General features: G+C 57.1%; 15 protein-coding genes. All 15 read right to left on the reverse strand.

Annotated features, from left to right (window positions below; all coding sequences use genetic code 11):
* Positions 1 to 21: 21 nt before the first annotated feature.
* The gene (locus MNODULE_RS09630) at positions 22 to 834 is read right to left on the reverse strand and encodes a lipopolysaccharide kinase InaA family protein (RefSeq protein ID WP_168059326.1); all 813 of its coding nucleotides are present in this window, start codon (positions 832 to 834) and stop codon (positions 22 to 24) included.
* Positions 835 to 1,025: 191 nt separating this feature from the next.
* Complete coding sequence (locus MNODULE_RS09635; RefSeq protein WP_168059327.1) at positions 1,026 to 1,196, reverse strand: Trm112 family protein; 171 nt, start codon at positions 1,194 to 1,196, stop codon at positions 1,026 to 1,028.
* On the reverse strand, positions 1,183 to 2,232 hold the full coding sequence (gene waaC / locus MNODULE_RS09640; RefSeq protein WP_168059328.1) for a lipopolysaccharide heptosyltransferase I: 1,050 nt from the start codon (positions 2,230 to 2,232) through the stop codon (positions 1,183 to 1,185). Before waaC ends, MNODULE_RS09635 begins: the two co-directional genes overlap by 14 nt.
* Positions 2,229 to 3,824: a lipopolysaccharide heptosyltransferase II gene (waaF, locus tag MNODULE_RS09645; protein WP_168059329.1), complete on the reverse strand. Its 1,596-nt coding sequence runs from the start codon at positions 3,822 to 3,824 to the stop codon at positions 2,229 to 2,231. Before waaF ends, waaC begins: the two co-directional genes overlap by 4 nt.
* Before the next feature lie 97 nt (positions 3,825 to 3,921).
* Positions 3,922 to 4,809: a lysophospholipid acyltransferase family protein gene (locus MNODULE_RS09650; protein ID WP_168059330.1), complete on the reverse strand. Its 888-nt coding sequence runs from the start codon at positions 4,807 to 4,809 to the stop codon at positions 3,922 to 3,924.
* An 8-nt stretch (positions 4,810 to 4,817) separates the two neighbouring features.
* Positions 4,818 to 5,870, reverse strand: a complete 1,053-nt coding sequence (gene lpxK, locus MNODULE_RS09655; RefSeq protein WP_168059331.1) for a tetraacyldisaccharide 4'-kinase — start codon at positions 5,868 to 5,870, stop codon at positions 4,818 to 4,820.
* Positions 5,871 to 5,938: 68 nt separating this feature from the next.
* Positions 5,939 to 7,255: a 3-deoxy-D-manno-octulosonic acid transferase gene (locus MNODULE_RS09660; RefSeq protein ID WP_168059332.1), complete on the reverse strand. Its 1,317-nt coding sequence runs from the start codon at positions 7,253 to 7,255 to the stop codon at positions 5,939 to 5,941.
* Positions 7,256 to 7,275: 20 nt separating this feature from the next.
* Positions 7,276 to 9,063, reverse strand: a complete 1,788-nt coding sequence (msbA, locus tag MNODULE_RS09665) for a lipid A export permease/ATP-binding protein MsbA (protein WP_168059333.1) — start codon at positions 9,061 to 9,063, stop codon at positions 7,276 to 7,278.
* Positions 9,064 to 9,085: 22 nt separating this feature from the next.
* Entirely contained in the window at positions 9,086 to 10,246 is a 1,161-nt protein-coding gene (gene lpxB, locus MNODULE_RS09670; RefSeq protein WP_168059334.1) for a lipid-A-disaccharide synthase, read from the reverse strand.
* A gap of 16 nt (positions 10,247 to 10,262) precedes the next feature.
* Positions 10,263 to 11,228, reverse strand: coding sequence for a Gfo/Idh/MocA family protein (locus MNODULE_RS09675; protein WP_168059335.1), 966 nt, complete (start codon positions 11,226 to 11,228; stop codon positions 10,263 to 10,265).
* 73 nt (positions 11,229 to 11,301) lie between these two features.
* Positions 11,302 to 12,120, reverse strand: coding sequence for an LpxI family protein (locus MNODULE_RS09680; RefSeq protein WP_168059336.1), 819 nt, complete (start codon positions 12,118 to 12,120; stop codon positions 11,302 to 11,304).
* Positions 12,121 to 12,197: 77 nt separating this feature from the next.
* Positions 12,198 to 12,971 carry an acyl-ACP--UDP-N-acetylglucosamine O-acyltransferase gene (gene lpxA, locus MNODULE_RS09685; RefSeq protein ID WP_168059337.1) on the reverse strand — a complete coding sequence of 258 codons (774 nt, stop codon included), beginning with the start codon at positions 12,969 to 12,971 and terminating at the stop codon, positions 12,198 to 12,200.
* On the reverse strand, positions 12,968 to 13,420 hold the full coding sequence (gene fabZ / locus MNODULE_RS09690; RefSeq protein ID WP_168061075.1) for a 3-hydroxyacyl-ACP dehydratase FabZ: 453 nt from the start codon (positions 13,418 to 13,420) through the stop codon (positions 12,968 to 12,970). The genes lpxA and fabZ overlap by 4 nt, the downstream gene beginning before the upstream one ends.
* Positions 13,421 to 13,437: 17 nt before the next feature.
* Complete coding sequence (lpxD, locus tag MNODULE_RS09695; protein WP_168059338.1) at positions 13,438 to 14,487, reverse strand: UDP-3-O-(3-hydroxymyristoyl)glucosamine N-acyltransferase; 1,050 nt, start codon at positions 14,485 to 14,487, stop codon at positions 13,438 to 13,440.
* A 105-nt stretch (positions 14,488 to 14,592) separates the two neighbouring features.
* On the reverse strand, positions 14,593 to 15,123 hold the full coding sequence (locus tag MNODULE_RS09700) for an OmpH/Skp family outer membrane protein (RefSeq protein ID WP_168059339.1): 531 nt from the start codon (positions 15,121 to 15,123) through the stop codon (positions 14,593 to 14,595).
* Positions 15,124 to 15,141: the final 18 nt, after the last annotated feature.

A 15,141-nucleotide genomic window follows, 5' to 3' on the forward strand; every position in this document is an offset into this window, starting at 1 on the left:
GGGGCGTATTGCAATACGCCCCTATTTCCTTTTATGCCTTCGGATAGAAGCTTCAAGCAGTTCCCGAACGAATCGCTTTTTATGGGGACGGAGATCGGGATTCTCATTCAAGTAAGCGCGGAGGAACCAGAGTCGGTCTTTAAGAGAAATCGCTTCAAAGCGGATATCGTTCAGGTCTCTTAAGTCGTGGAGGCGCCGTGAATTTGGAAGCGACCGGAAGGAGCGTGCCCCTTCATTGTCGAGAAAATAGAGATCAAAAAGGCCGTTCCCGGAAGAGGCGGTAATCCAGAGATTACCCAAATTGAGGTCTCCGTGGTAAATCCCCTTGGCATGTAAAGAACCGATCACCCGGCCGAGCCGGTAAAAGAAATTTACTCTTGAAATTGATAATTTCAGAAGAGAGTCTTTAAAAGACTCTTTAAGAAAAGAGCGAAGCGAAACCGCCTCAACCGCTTCCGTCACAAAAAAAGACTTCTGAACAAAACCGAAGGTCCGCTTTTCTCCGACCAAGATCACCGGAGGGGTCTTGAAACCTTCCTGGAGAAGCATCCCCGCGTTTTCCCAGGCAAGTCGGCCCTTAGTTTTCAGAAAGGGGGCCTTCACCACATGCCGCCAGTGTTTGTAGAGAAAAAATTTGACGAATAATTCCTTCTCCTCCCAGCGGAGCCTGAAAACAGCGGTCAACCGACCTGTCTGAATTTTTACCGCATCAGCATCCTTCAGCAACGCTTCCGGACCGATTCGGTGGAGCAACTCCTCCCGGTGATAATCTTCGCGGATCCAGAGATGCGTCCCGTCGAGATCCCGTTCGATATAGCCTGGATAAACTTGCATGAAAGATTGAATCGACTGACCTTGGCTTCTAAAAGTCAAAGAGCAGAAAGGCTCACCCCACGGAACGAATGACCCCTCAATATAGCAGCAGATGGATGAGAGATCAAGCAAAAATGGGGAAAGATCTGGAGCAAAAACGGCTACTTTCGAGAAAAGATCGTCCCTATGCTTTGAAACTCGACACGTACTACTTAGGATAGTTTTATCGCTTCATCAATGAGCATCACCGGAATCTCCTCCCGGATCGGATAGAGAAGCTTGCACTTCGGACAGATCAAGCCGTCCCCTTTATCGTTTAACTGAACATCCCCCTTGCATTTGGGGCAGGCCAAGATCTCAAGCAGCTCTTTATTGATTCCCATCTCTTCCTCCTCTTTTCTCAATCGCCTGGACGACATCATCGACAGAAATCGCCTTCATACACTCATTCCCGCGGACACAGCGGTCCCGCCGGCAGCCGGCGCAGCCGACTTCTTTTCGGACCACCGTGTGCCCTGCGCCATAGGGGCCGATCTTCCTCGGGTCGGTCGGACCGAAGAGGGCCACCACCGGCGTTCCAACGGCCGCCGCAAGGTGCATCGGACCGGAATCATTGCAGACGAAGAATTGCGCCTGCCGAATCAGTTCGGCCAGCTCCGGCAGGGCCGTCTTTCCGGCCAGGTTCATCGCCGGCTGTTTCATCTGTTGAAGAATCCGATCGACCTCTTCCCGCTCTCCTTTGCTCCCGACAAAAACAACCGGAATTTTCTTTTCCCGAATCAACCAGTCGGCCAACGCTGCAAAACGGGTCGGCTCCCACTTTTTGCTTTCCCATCGCGCCGTGGAATGGATCAATGCGAAAGAGGCCTGCTCCGAAAGACCCCCCTCGGACAAAAGCCGCCGGACATTCGCCGCAAACTCGGTCGAAGAGGGGATGTCGAAGTGAACCCCCTCTACGTCGCATCCCAACGCCTTCGCCACCCTCCGATAGCGATCGACCGCATGGACGATTCCTTCCGGAACCGGCACTCGCTCCGTGTAAAACCAAGGGGCCCCTTCCCGCGCGGCGGAAAAACCGATCCGAACAGGGGCCCCCGACACATAACCCAAGAGCGCGCTTCGCAGAAGCCCTTGGAAATCGACGACCAGATCGAACCGATGTTTCCGGACCGCCTGGATCAATTGTCGAACCTCACCCCATCTAAAGGGAACGGCGATTACCTCATCGATCGCAGAATGTCCCTTCAAGATCCCCGCCCATTCCGACTTCACCAGCCAGGAGATTCGCGCCGACGGGAAGCGCTTCCGAATCGCCCCCACGGCGGGAAGGGCGTCGATAACATCCCCCAACGAGCTCGGCTTGATGATAAGGATTTCCCGAAAGTCTCTCCGCGCTTTATCCGATCTCGCGCCCGTCATTCGGCGATCCACCCCCGCCGTTGGAGGTCTTCCAGAATCCACCCGACCGCCGCGGGGAGGTCGTCGGCGACATGATCCGGCCGTGTTCCCGCTTGTATCATCTCCTGCAGCGAGGCCTCGCCGTGCCCGGTGCGGACGAGCACCCCCTTCATCCCTCCGCGCGCCAGTCCCATATCGAGCGGCTTGTCCCCGACCACATACGATCCGGAAAGATCGATCGGATGCTCTGAAATCGCCTGTTCGATCATTCCCATCTGCGGTTTTCGGCAGGTACAGGGGATGATCTGCGGATGATGTGGACAATAATAGATCCCGTCCAGGTGCGCCCCGGCTTCGGCCAGAACTGTTTTGAGATGATGATGCACCTGACCGATCATCTCCTCATCAAAAATCCCTCTCGCCACGCCGGACTGATTCGTCACGATGATCACCGAAATGCCTCGCCGGTTGAGCCGCGCGATCGCTTCGGCGGCCCCCGGGATCATCGAATACTTATGAAGCGCATCCATGTGGCCGACATCGTGATTGATCGTTCCATCTCGATCGAGAAAAACGGCAATCTTCCTTCTTCCGAGGCGCGCCATCTGTCGCTCCGCCGCCTCTGCCACCGCCTCGACCGACACCCCGGTCATACAGCGATGATCGATCGGGCACTCCCGGTGGGTGCAGGGAGCGCAATCGACCTTGTTCCGAACGATCAGATCGTCCGCGCCGGCCGGGGAGGTCGCATCGGGATTGGTCGGACCGAAAACCGCCACCACCGACACCCCCAACGCCGAGGCGATGTGCATCGGCCCCGAATCGTTGGTAATGAAAAGACGGCAGCGCGAGAGCAAGGCCATCATCATCCGGACGGTTGTTTTCCCTGCCATGACCACGGCCGGATGTTTCATATTTCGGCGGACCTCCTCCGAAATGGCGATTTCGGCCGGACCGCCGAAAATGACCACCCTCGCCGAATGCCGCGCCGCCAGCCGGTCGGCCGCCGCTGCAAACCGGGCCGGGTCCCAGCGTTTCGAAGAACCGTAGGCCGCCCCGGGATTGATGCCGATCACCTGCTCCCAGCGGGCGATCCCCTCGGCGAGAAGAAGGTCCGACGCCGATTGTTTCTCCTTCTCGGAGATCACCAGAAAAGGGCGCCGTTCAAATTCACTCGCCGATCCCACCGAACTCATCAAATGGAGGTAGGCCTCCCTTTGATGCAAGGGGGCCGATTTTTTTTCGAGCGACTTCGTCAAAAGAAATCGCCGACCGTCGGCGGCATAACCGACCCGTTCCGGAATGCCGGCGGCCGCGGTGATCAAGGCCGCTTCGAACGCATTCTGAAGAAGAAAGGCAAGATCGAACCGACCCTCGTGAATCGAACGAACCAATCGCCACAATCCCGCGAGGCCGGCGTGCCGTCCGGGAGATTCGTAGACCAACAACCGGTCAATCGCCGGATGGTGCTCGAAGAGGGCCGCCACCGGCGGCTTCGCCAGAAGGGTGATCCGGCTCTCAGGAAAACGGGCGCGCAGCGCCGAGAGGGTCGGAATCGCCATGACGGCATCCCCGATCCAATTCGGCGCCCGAACTAATATCTTATTAAACATAATCCTCGTTATTCGCTACACGTTATTTGTTAATCGTAAAACAGAAAAGATTGATCTTTGTCTTGGGTCTTCACGTTTAACGTTTAACTGATAACGTTTAACGTTTTTTCTGCTCTTGTGTTTTCCATCTCCGATGGACCCACAGCCAGTGATCGGGATAACGCCGGACGGCCGCTTCGATCGTTCGGGTAAAAAGAGCGGTCGCCTCTGTCAGATCCCTCTCCAGATCACCCGTCCGTACAATCTCCAACCGCTTCTCGATGAGGACGCGATGACGGCTTCCCTCACGGACAATAAAGGTCGGCAAAACGGCGGCGCCGGTCCGGAGGGCCAGGACCGCCAACCCCTTGTGGGTCGCCGCGGGCCGCCCGAAGTAATCGACGAAAACCGCTTCGCCCGGCGCCGTATTCTGATCGAGGAGAATGCCGACCACTTCCCCGGCCCGGAGGAGCCGCAAGAGCTCCGCCGCGGAGGTTCTTTTATTCAGAACCCGATTTCCGAACCGCTCGCGCCAGGCATTGACCATCCGGTTTAAATCGGGGTTATCGAGCGGCCGCGCCACGACATTCATCCGTGTTCCCAAAAGCGAAATCGACATCCCCATCCATTCCCAATTTCCGAAATGGGCCGTCAGAATGACCACCCCTTTTTGCTCACGGATCGCGGCTTCATAATGCTCGATCCCCTCGAATGTCGTCCGGCCCATCATCTCGGCCGCGGGCTTTCCTTGAACCCAGGCAAACTCGACAACCGTCCGGCCCAAATTCTCGAAAGCCGCCACGGCGATCCGCTTCCGTTCGCGTTCGCTCCGCTCTTTGCCGAGCGCTACGTTGAGGTTCACCTGCGCAACCGCCCGGTGACGGCGATCGGCGAGGTAAAAAAGCCGTCCGAGGAGCGCACCGCCCTCCACCGCGACCCGGTAAGGAAGGACCTGGAAGAGAGAGATAAAAAAACGGGCTAAAAGATATTCGAACTTCTCTTTCATCGGACTGCCTACACCGATCGCAGCGTCGGTTTTGAATGAAACAGGAGCGACTCCCACTTGGCCGGATCTTCCCAGAAGATGATATCGACCCGGAGAGCCCACACGACAAAATCTTTTGGGAGAAGCGCTTTTATTTTCACCGCATCTTTCTCGGTCGTGACCACCCATTTGGCCCCGAGTTGATCGGCTTTTTTTCGGATCTTCTCCAGGTCGGAGAGTTGGTAAGAATGGTGATCCCGAAAGACCACCTGTTCACGAAGATCGACCCCCAGCCGCTTGAGGAGCATTCCGAATGAGTCTGGATTTCCGATCCCGCAGAAACTCAGGACCGGCTCCTTCACCAGTGTGCCGGCGGGCAGTGCCGTCCCGTTCCGCACATCAATCAGCCGCGACGGTTGGAATGACGTTCGAACGCAAGGCTTTCCGAAGCGCTCGATCTCGCCGATCCACTCGGAGGCATCGGCCTGGTCCTCGGAACGGGTAAAGATCACCACATCAGCCCGCCGGACCTCGGAGAGCGGCTCTCGCAGCGCTCCTCTCGGAAGAAGCGCCCCGTTCCCAAAGGGGTTTGTCGCATCCACGAGAAGAATGTTCAGATCCCGATGAAGCCGGATGTGCTGAAAGCCGTCGTCCAAAAGAATAAGGTCGAGATGAAACCGCTCCAAGAGCCATTGGCAGCCTTTATAACGATCCGAGGAGACAAGGATCGGGATCCCTTTGAGCCGCTGCGCCATCAGATAAGGTTCATCTCCGGCCGTCTCGGGCCTTTCCAAGATTTCTTGACCATCGGAAACCAAACGAAGCGGGCCCTTGTACGTTCCTCGATAGCCCCGGCTGACAATCCCGACCGTGTATCCCCGCTCTTGCCACTTCTTCGCCAGGAAGATCGTAAAGGGGGTTTTCCCGGTCCCCCCGACCGTAAGATTTCCGATGCTCACGACAAGGCAATCGACCTTCTTGCGCGGCAGCATTCCCTTTTCGTAGAGCAAGATCCGAAGGCGGCACGAAAGGCCATAGAGCGACGCCAGGATCGAGAAGGGGAAGAGGATCGTCTCGGACACACCCCTCCCCTTGTTCCAGACCCACTTCCACAAAGGGACCCGCCTTCGATTCCCTTTTTGATTGGGGTTTAGTTTTCGAGCCACCGCGCAACCTGCTCTAAGTTTCGCATGACCGCACCCCGGTTTGCCAGAACGACTTGATACGCGCTCTCCCCCCGCTTCTTCATCTCGTCGGGATGCTGCATCAGCCAGACCATCTGCAGCCCCATCTCTTTTCCGCCGGAAACCTCCATCCCCCCCCCCGACCCTTTGAGCTGATCGGCGATCTCTTTAAAGTTGGACATGTGCGGACCAAAGAAAACCGGCCTCCGATGGGCGGCGACTTCGAGGACATTATGCCCTCCGATCGGGACCAGACTCCCTCCGACAAAAACCAGATCGGCCAGGGCATAATATTGATCGAGCTCCCCCAGCGTGTCGAGAAGAATCACCCTTTCATTCCTCATTCCTAATTCCTCATTCCTCATTCGATTCAGCGCCGTCTTCCTGACGCAAGCCATTCCTCTTTGGATCAGGAGTTCCTCTACCCGGCCGAGCCGGTCCAGATGGCGGGGAGCGATCAGGAGTTTCATCGGGCCGATCGCATCGGCGATGATCCGATACGCATCGAGAACCGATTCCTCTTCCCCCTCGTGGGTGCTCCCGGCGATCATCAGCCGCTCACCCGGCGCGAGGCCGATCTCGGTCCGCAAGGTCCCCGCTTCTTTGGGCACGCCTCGCGACGCCGCTTGATCATATTTCATATTTCCCGTCCGGATCACCCGATCAGAGGGGGCCCCGAGCGTCCGGATCTTTTCCGCATCCCGCTCCGTCTGCATCAGAAAAAGAGAAACCTCTTCCAGGACGGAGGATAAAAAGAAACGGACCCGGCGATAGCGGCGGAATCCACGCTCCGAGATCCGGCCGTTGATCAGAATCGAAGGGATTCCTTTTTTCGAAAGGGTCCGAAGAAAATTCGGCCAGAGTTCCGTCTCCAGGAAAATAAAAAGGGCCGGAGAAATCCGCTCGACCACCGACCGGGTCACCCAGGGCAAATCAAACGGGAAGTAGATAAACTGATCGACCCCTTTCAAACGCTGGCGGGCCGCCGCCTGGCCGGTCGGCGTCGTCGTCGAAAAAATAATTCCCGCTTTAGGATACCGCCGGCGGAGCGATTGAATAAAAAGCTCCGAGGAGATCACTTCGCCCACCGAAACGGCATGGACCCAAATGACCTGGCGCCCCTCGATCGCCTTGAAGAAATCGCGGGGATACCGTCCCAGGCGCTGCATCACCCCGTCACGGTAGGCCGGCCGGCCGATGAGACGCCGGAGAAGATAGAGGGAGAGGGGGGGGAGCAACAACAAGATCATTGCCTGATAGACCCCGAAGAGCAATCTTTTCATTCCCGTATCCTGATTCCGCTTTATCCGTTTCGCCCTTCGGAAAGAGGCTCGATGACCTCTCCGTCGGGCGACTCTCCCCCTTCCGTGTGCAGAAACTGCATCTGGTATACCTTTCGATAGGGGCCGTCGCGCTGCATTAAATCCTCATGCCGGCCCATCTCGACGATCCGCCCCTGATCGACCACGATAATACAGGTCGCCCGTTGGACGGTCGAGAGACGATGGGCGATGACGAACGTGGTCCGGTTCTTCATTAAATTGACGAGCGCCTTCTGAACGATGAACTCCGATTCGGCATCCAGCGCGGAGGTCGCTTCATCCAGAATCAAAATCGGGGGATTCTTCAGAAGGGCCCGCGCAATGGCCAGTCGCTGGCGCTCCCCGCCCGAGAGATTCGCCCCCCCTTTCTCCAAAACGGTATCGTACCCTTTCGGCATCTTTCCGATAAAGAGATGGGCGTAAGCCGCCTCCGCCGCTCGGACGATCTCCTCATCGGAGACATGATCGAGGCCGTAGGCGATGTTCCATCGAACGGTGTCGTCAAAGAGGACGACCTCCTGGCTCACAATTCCGATCTGGCTTCGAAGCGAGCCAAGGTTGATCTCTTGAATCGGAATGCCGTCGATCAGGATCGTCCCCCCCTGAGGCTCATAAAATCGGGGGATCATATTCACCAGCGTCGTCTTGCCGGCGCCGCTGCTCCCGACCAGCGCGATCACCTCTCCCGGTCTGGCCTTCAGGCTGATGTTCGAGAGGGCGGCCGACCGGATGCCGTCATACTGAAAGGAGACCTCCCTGAATTCAATCTCCCCATGCAGGCTCGGCACCAACCGGCGGCCGGGGTCAAGCTCCCGCTCATTTTTTTGATCCAAGATCGTAAAGACCCGCTCCGCCGCAGCCAACGCCTGCTGTAGGATATTGTTCGCCGAGCTCAGCCCTTTCATGGGGGCATACATCAGCATGGCGGCGGTCATAAACGAGAAAAACGCCCCCGCATCCATCTGACCGGTAATCACTTGATAACCGCCGTACCAGATGATGGCGGCCGCGCCGACGCTTCCGAGCGTTTCCATCATCGGGCTGGTCAGCTCCGAGACGGAGGTCGCCCGCATGACATTCTTAAAATAATTCATGTTCTTCTTGTCAAAACGCTCGGTCTCAAAATCTTCGCGCCCGAACGCCTTGACGATGCGGATGCCGGAAAAAGTTTCCTGAAGAATGCTGGTGAGGTCGCCGATTTTCTCTTGTCCCGCCCGGGCCACCTTCCGAAGCCGTCTTCCGACCCGGATGAGGGGATAAGTCGCCAAGGGCATCGCCAGGATCGCCATCAGGCCGAGTTGCCAGTTTTGATAGAAGATCACCCCGGTCAATGCAACCATCGTCAGCGATTGTTGGAAAAGATCCTTGACCACGGTCGAAACGGCCGTCTGCATGATGCCGACATCATTGATGACGCGAGACATCAGTTTTCCGGTCGCATTTTTCGCATGGAAGCCGATCGGCAGAAGGACGATGTGACGGTAGAGATCTTTCCGGATACCGGCGATGATTCTGCTCCCGACGTAACGGACCAGGTAGGCTTGGCCGTAATTGAAGAGTCCTTTGAGGAGAGCGACCAGGATGATCGCCACCGGAAGAATCTTCAACATGAAACCGTCCTTCCGAATGAACACATCGTTCACCACCGGCTGCACCAGCCAAGCGTAGGCCGCCGTGAGCAGCGACACCATCGCGCTGCAAAAGAAGGCCGCCGCCAGGGTCCAACGGTGAGGCTTTACAAATTTTAATAATCGAAGGTAGAGTTTCATAAATTCGGGAACATGTCAGGCGTCATTTTAATTTCTCTAAGATGATCCCGGCGGCGCGGCTCGACGCCCCGGCGGCGCCGAGGCGATCGGCGACCTCTTTCAATGCCTGCTTCATCCGCTCACGGGCGCCGTCCTCCTTCAGCAGACGGCCGACCTCCGCTTGAATTCGCTCGGCAGTCGCCCCCTCTTGAAGCAGCTCCGGCACAATCGGCGCGCCGGCGACGATATTGACCAGACCAAACGATTTGAGACGAACCAACCGCCGCGCGATCCAAAACGTAAGGGGCGAAACCTTGTAGACGATCACCATCGGCGTCCGGGCCAGCGCCGTCTGCAATGTGGCGGTCCCCGATGCGACGACGACCACCTCCGACGCCCTCAAGACCTCCTGGAACTCCCCTTCGACACATCGGATCGGAATCGCGTAGGGCCGCGCCAGATCGGCGATCCACTCCTTCGAGAGCGAGGGGGCGACCGGAATCAGCAGCTGAAGGTTCGGAAAGTCCTTAGATAAGGATACCATCGCTTGGAGCATCTCGGGGAGAAGAGAAGAGACCTCCCGCATCCGGCTCCCCGGGAGGATACCGACGGTGATCCCGGAAGGTGAAAACCCGATCCCCTCAAGATACGCCGTTTTTGACGGATACTTCAACCGAACCGATGCCGCTTCATCGACCAGCGGATGGCCGACGAATTCACAGGGGACCCCCGCCTTCGCATAGATCTCCTTTTCGAAGGGGAAGAGGACCAGCATCAGATCGACCCGCTCGGCGATCGTCTTGATCCGGCCGGAACGCCATGCCCAAATTTGGGGGCTGATATAGTAGACCACCGGGATGCCGAGCCGCTTGGCCGCTTTCGCCAGACGGAGATTGAAGTCGGGATAGTCGACCAGCACCAGCAGATCGACCCCGCTCCTGAGCGTTTGAACTGCGAGGCGATATGCTTCCCAGACCGATCTTAGGTGGAGGAGAACTTCGAAAATCCCGACGACGCCGAGTCGCGAGACATCGAAGAGAATCTCGACCCCGGCGCGCCGCATCGCGCTTCCGCCGAATCCGATCAGTTGGAGCGAAGGCGCTTTCTTCAAGAGCGCTTCGGCCAGCGCGCCGCCGTGCAGATCGCCGGAGGCCTCTCCGGCCACGATCATCACGCGGGGCGATTTGGAAGAGGGATCCGACATGAGATCAATCCGCCGATTATTGGGGCTGGTGTTTGATGAGATCGACGACCTGAAGCGCCACCGCCAGCGCCCGTCTTCCATCTTCTCCGGAGACCTTCGGCACCGATCTTGTTCGGACCGCCTGGATAAAGGCGCTCAGTTCGGCCTTCAACGGCTCTTCTTTTTCAATCTGGACCTTGTCGATTGTGACCTCCGGTCGCGATCCGCCCGGCGCGGCCACCCGGCGGCAAATCACCAGCTCTTGAAGAAGGTAATCGAGCGAAAGATAGGTTTCCGGTTGAAAGATACGGATCTTGCGCAATCTCTCCCGGGAAACGCGGCTCGCCGTTACATTGGCCACGCAGCCGTTCGCAAAGGCAAGACGGACATTCGCAATATCGATCTGGGGGGTCAGGACCGGCACACCGGTGGCGCGGACCTCGACTAATTCGGAGGAGACCAGAGAGAGGATAATATCAATGTCGTGGATCATCAGATCTAGAATCACATGAACGTCGGTCCCGCGCTCGACAAACGGCCCCATTCGATGACATTCGATGAAGCGCGGTTGAACCAATCCTTCTTTGAGCTTTCTGACGCCGGCGTTGAACCGCTCAACATGGCCGACCTGAAGCATCCGTCCCTTTTGATCGGCAAGGGCGAGCAGTTCATCGGCCTCCTGCAACGTCGCCGTCATCGGCTTCTCAAGGAGCAGATCGACTCCATTTTCGAGGAGCGCTTTGGAGACTTTGAAATGGGCCGGCGTCGGAACGACGACACTCGCCGCATCGACCTTTCCGAAAAGGGCCGACACATCGGTGAACGCTTCGCAACGGCGGTCGGCGGCGATTTTCTGTGCCCGTTCCACGTTCAGATCGACCACGCCGACCAGTTCGACGCCGGGAATCTCCGAGTAAATCCGCGCATGATGCTCACCGAGATAGCCGACGCCGACGACCGCGACCTTTATCTTTTTAGAAGAAGTATCCATTTCATTTTCCATTTTTAATTTTCCATTTTTCATTTAAATGATAAATGAAAAATGACCAATGATAAATGACAAATGTTCTTTCAGGTTAACTTCCCTTGATACCGACGACGGCAATCCCCGCGGATGCCGCCTCCTGAAGGAGTTTTTCTTTTTCCAGCAAAAGGGTCTTGCCCGCCTCCACGGCGAGAACGGAGGCCGACACCTCGATCATCGCTTGAATCGTCCCCGGTCCGATCGCCGGGATATCAAAACGAAGGTCCTGCTGCGGCTTGCAGATCTTGATGACGACCGCTTTCTCTTTGCCGAGGGTGCCCCCCCGGCGGATCGTCGCGTCGGTCCCCTCGATCGCCTCGACCGCCAAAACGACCCCATCCCTTACGACAATACACTGGCCGATATCGAGCCCGCCGATCTGCTTGGCAAGCGGCCATCCCCACGCGATATCTTCCCGCTCTGCTTTGGTCAACGGCCGTGTCATCTCCCCATCGACCGCCAGGATCGAGGAGAGATAAAGGGTCGACGCTCGAATGCGGATCTCTTCCCGCTCCAGCTCCCCGGCAAAGGCCCGGAGCAGCGCATCGTCCTTCTTCTCCTTGAGCCGCGCAAGGAGCGTGAGCGCCCGAAAATCGGGTCGCATTTCGAAGAGGCGGGTCTTTCGGATGCCTCCCGCCATGACGGCATCGGTCACCCCGGCCTTTTTGAAAAAAGAGATCAGCTTCCCAATCTGCCCCACGCGAATCCAGAGGATCTCATCGACCTTCTCGGAGAGCTCCGGCGGGGTCTCCCCGGTGTGGGCCACCGCGATCACGGAAAGACCGGCCCGCCTGGCATTTTCGGCGAAGATCAGCGGAAACTGGCCGTTGCCGGCGATAAGACCGATCTTTTTGGAATGATCATTTGTCATTTACCATTTTCCATCTGTCAGTTGTCATTTACCAATGGAAAATGAAAAATGGTCAATGGCAAATGATCCCCCCTTCCTTACCGAGAAATTCCCCGCTCCGATTGCTCGACGAAGGAAACGAGCGATTCCACGTCGGCAATCTCTTTCCATTTCTCCCGCGCCTGCTTTGCCGCCTCCCGCAGTGTCAACCCCGATCGGAAGAGAAGTTTATAGGCCCCCTTCAACGCTTCGATCCGCTCCTTGGAGAAGCCGTGCCGTTTCAACCCGATTAAATTGAGGCCGTACAGCTTGGCCCGATTTCCCGCCACGCTGACATAGGGGGGAACATCCTGGGCAACCGCCGAACAGCCCCCGATCATCGCATAGGCCCCGATCTTCACGAATTGATGGATTCCGGAGAGCCCGCCGAGGATGGCGTGATCGCCGATGGTGATGTGCCCGGCCAGCGTCGCGGCATTCGCGAGGATCACCTGGTTTCCGACGATGCAGTCATGCGCCACATGGACATAGGCCATGAAGAAGTTTCGATCGCCGATGACCGTCTCTCCCCGCCCCCCTTGGGTTCCCCGATTGAGCGTCACATACTCCCGAAAGGTATTCTGCTTTCCGATCTTGAGCCGGGTCGGCTCTCCTTTGTATTTTAAATCCTGAGGAGGCTGCCCGACGGAAACAAAAGGATAAAAGGCGCACTCCTCGCCGATTTCGGTCCATCCGTCGATCACGACATGCGCCGCCACTTTGGTCCCCTTGGCGATCTTGACATGCTCGCCGATGATCGAAAAGGGACCGACCTCCACCGAGGGGTCGAGCTCCGCTTTCGGATGGACGATGGCGCTCGGATGAATGCTCACTTCTCCAGACCTCCCTTGTTTCCTTGGCCCAGCATCGCTTTAAACTCCGCTTCCGCCGCCAGCTTGCCGTCGACGTAGGCCATTCCTTTCAATCTCCAGAACGGGGGACGCTCCTGGATCACCTCGACCTCGATCCGCAATTGATCTCCGGGATAGACCGGTTTTCGGAACTTGGCCTTATCGATCCCGAGAAAAAAGACCAGCTGTCCCTCGTTCCCCTTGGTCGACTTGAACGCGAGAACCCCTCCGACCTGCGCCATCGACTCGATGATCAAGACCCCCGGCATGATCGGATGCTTCGGGAAATGTCCCTGGAAAAAGGGCTCATTGATCGTTACATTCTTGAAACCGACGATTCTCTTTCCCGGCTCGATTTCGAGAATGCGGTCCACCAGTAAAAAAGGATAACGATGCGGCAATATCTCCTGAATCTCTCCGATATCGATGATCTGCTCCTTGATGTCCATCAGCCGTTCCTCTCGTCGCGTTGGGCAATCCGTTCTCGCAGTGATTCGACTTCCTTCTCAAGTGCTTTGATTCTCTCCCGCATTTCGGGCAGATGGGGAAAAGTGGCCTGGGCCTTCAACCAGGTCTTGTGGGGAAGGGGGGGGAAACCGGAGACATTCTCCCCCGCCGAAATATCTTTGGTGACCCCCGACTTTCCGCCGACGATCACATTGTCGCCAATCGTCAGGTGACCGGCGACGCCGACCTGTCCCGCCAGGGTGACGCGCCGCCCGATCTTGGCGCTCCCTGAAATGCCGACCTGCGCCACCAGAATGGAATCGGCCCCGATCACCACATTGTGGCCGATCTGAACGAGATTATCGACCTTGGTCCCGGCGCCGATGATCGTGTTTCCCAAGGCCGCCCGATCGACGGTAACGTTCGCGCCGAGTTCCACGTCGTCCTCGACGATCACCCCGCCGATCTGCGGGATCTTGTGATATTTCCCCTTGTGGGGAGCGAAGCCGAACCCGTCGCTGCCGATGACCGTCCCGCTGTGGATGATGACCCGCTTGCCGATCTTCACCCCCTCCCGGAGGGTGACGTTCGGATAGATCAGGCTGTCCTCCCCGATCTCGCTCTCTTCCCCGACAAAGACCCCTGCGCCGAGACGGACGCGGTCGCCGATCCTCGCCCGATCCTCCACGGTCACAAATGGGCCGATCGACACCCCGGCCCCGAGGAGGACCTCTTTACCGATGGCGGCACGCGGATCGACCTCCGCGGGGTAGCGGCGGGGAGGATGAAAGTGGGAGAGGAGCCGGGTGAAGGCGAAGTAGGGATCTTCCACCACTAAAAGGGCGCAGGAAACCCCGTCGATTTTCGCGCGAACGATAATGGCCGAGGCGCGCGTCTGCATCGCCTTGGAGGCATACTTCGGATTCGCGAGGAAGGTGATCTCTCCCTGCTTCGCCTCCTCGATCGAAGCGACCCCCCGGATGCAAAGGTGCGGATCGCCGACGACCTTCCCTCCGAGCCATTCCGCAACTTTGTCCAACGATACTTCCATGGGAACAATCCTGACGTTCATCGTTAAACGTGAATCGTTAAACGTAGAATATAAAACCGGGTTTGCCTTCTCGACGATTAACGAGTAACGAGTATCGAATAACGATTATTTCCCTGCGTTTTTATCGACCTGCTCGATCACCTTGGAGGTGATGTCGAAATTCTCCTTCGCGTAGATGACCGAGCCTCCGCCTTCAGCATTCCGATCGAGAACGAAGGTGTATCCGTCTTTCTCGGCAATCTGTTTGACCGCCTCTTCCAGCTTCTTGTTGAAGTCCCGGAGGGTATCGAACTTCTTCCCCTGCACCTCTTTGTTCAAGTCGGTCGCCTTCTTCTGATACTCCATCAATTTCTTTTGAAAGTCGTCCTGCTTGACTTTTTTGGCCTCCGGGGAGAGAAGGGCCCCCTGCCGGACGAGATCTTCTTCCAGCTGCTTCAGCTCCTGCTCTTCCAGATCAATAATCTTCTGCCGGCTTTTTACGAACTCTTCCATGTTCGTCTTAACCCGCTTCCCTTCCTTCGAGCCTTCAAGCACCTTCTGCGCATCGACGAAGCCGATTTTCATGTTCTGGGCATAGCCGGTCCCCGACATCATGATAAGCAAAACCAACCCTAACCAAAGTAGCTGTTTCCTCATTGTTCCTCCTTACAAAAA

This window comes from Candidatus Manganitrophus noduliformans (assembly GCF_012184425.1).
GTDB classification, from domain to species: Bacteria; Nitrospirota; Nitrospiria; order SBBL01; family Manganitrophaceae; genus Manganitrophus; species Manganitrophus noduliformans.

What these genes read in the sequence shown, in the direction of transcription:
- MNODULE_RS09630 (WP_168059326.1), bottom strand. Translation starts at nt 834, where the DNA reads ATGCAAGTTTATCCAGGCTATATCGAACGGGATCTCGACGGGACGCAT.
- MNODULE_RS09635 (WP_168059327.1), bottom strand. Translation starts at nt 1,196, where the DNA reads ATGGGAATCAATAAAGAGCTGCTTGAGATCTTGGCCTGCCCCAAATGC.
- waaC (WP_168059328.1), bottom strand. Translation starts at nt 2,232, where the DNA reads ATGACGGGCGCGAGATCGGATAAAGCGCGGAGAGACTTTCGGGAAATC.
- waaF (WP_168059329.1), bottom strand. Translation starts at nt 3,824, where the DNA reads ATGTTTAATAAGATATTAGTTCGGGCGCCGAATTGGATCGGGGATGCC.
- MNODULE_RS09650 (WP_168059330.1), bottom strand. Translation starts at nt 4,809, where the DNA reads ATGAAAGAGAAGTTCGAATATCTTTTAGCCCGTTTTTTTATCTCTCTC.
- MNODULE_RS09660 (WP_168059332.1), bottom strand. Translation starts at nt 7,255, where the DNA reads ATGAAAAGATTGCTCTTCGGGGTCTATCAGGCAATGATCTTGTTGTTG.
- msbA (WP_168059333.1), bottom strand. Translation starts at nt 9,063, where the DNA reads ATGAAACTCTACCTTCGATTATTAAAATTTGTAAAGCCTCACCGTTGG.
- lpxB (WP_168059334.1), bottom strand. Translation starts at nt 10,246, where the DNA reads ATGTCGGATCCCTCTTCCAAATCGCCCCGCGTGATGATCGTGGCCGGA.
- MNODULE_RS09675 (WP_168059335.1), bottom strand. Translation starts at nt 11,228, where the DNA reads ATGGAAAATGAAATGGATACTTCTTCTAAAAAGATAAAGGTCGCGGTC.
- MNODULE_RS09680 (WP_168059336.1), bottom strand. Translation starts at nt 12,120, where the DNA reads ATGACAAATGATCATTCCAAAAAGATCGGTCTTATCGCCGGCAACGGC.
- lpxD (WP_168059338.1), bottom strand. Translation starts at nt 14,487, where the DNA reads ATGGAAGTATCGTTGGACAAAGTTGCGGAATGGCTCGGAGGGAAGGTC.
- MNODULE_RS09700 (WP_168059339.1), bottom strand. Translation starts at nt 15,123, where the DNA reads ATGAGGAAACAGCTACTTTGGTTAGGGTTGGTTTTGCTTATCATGATG.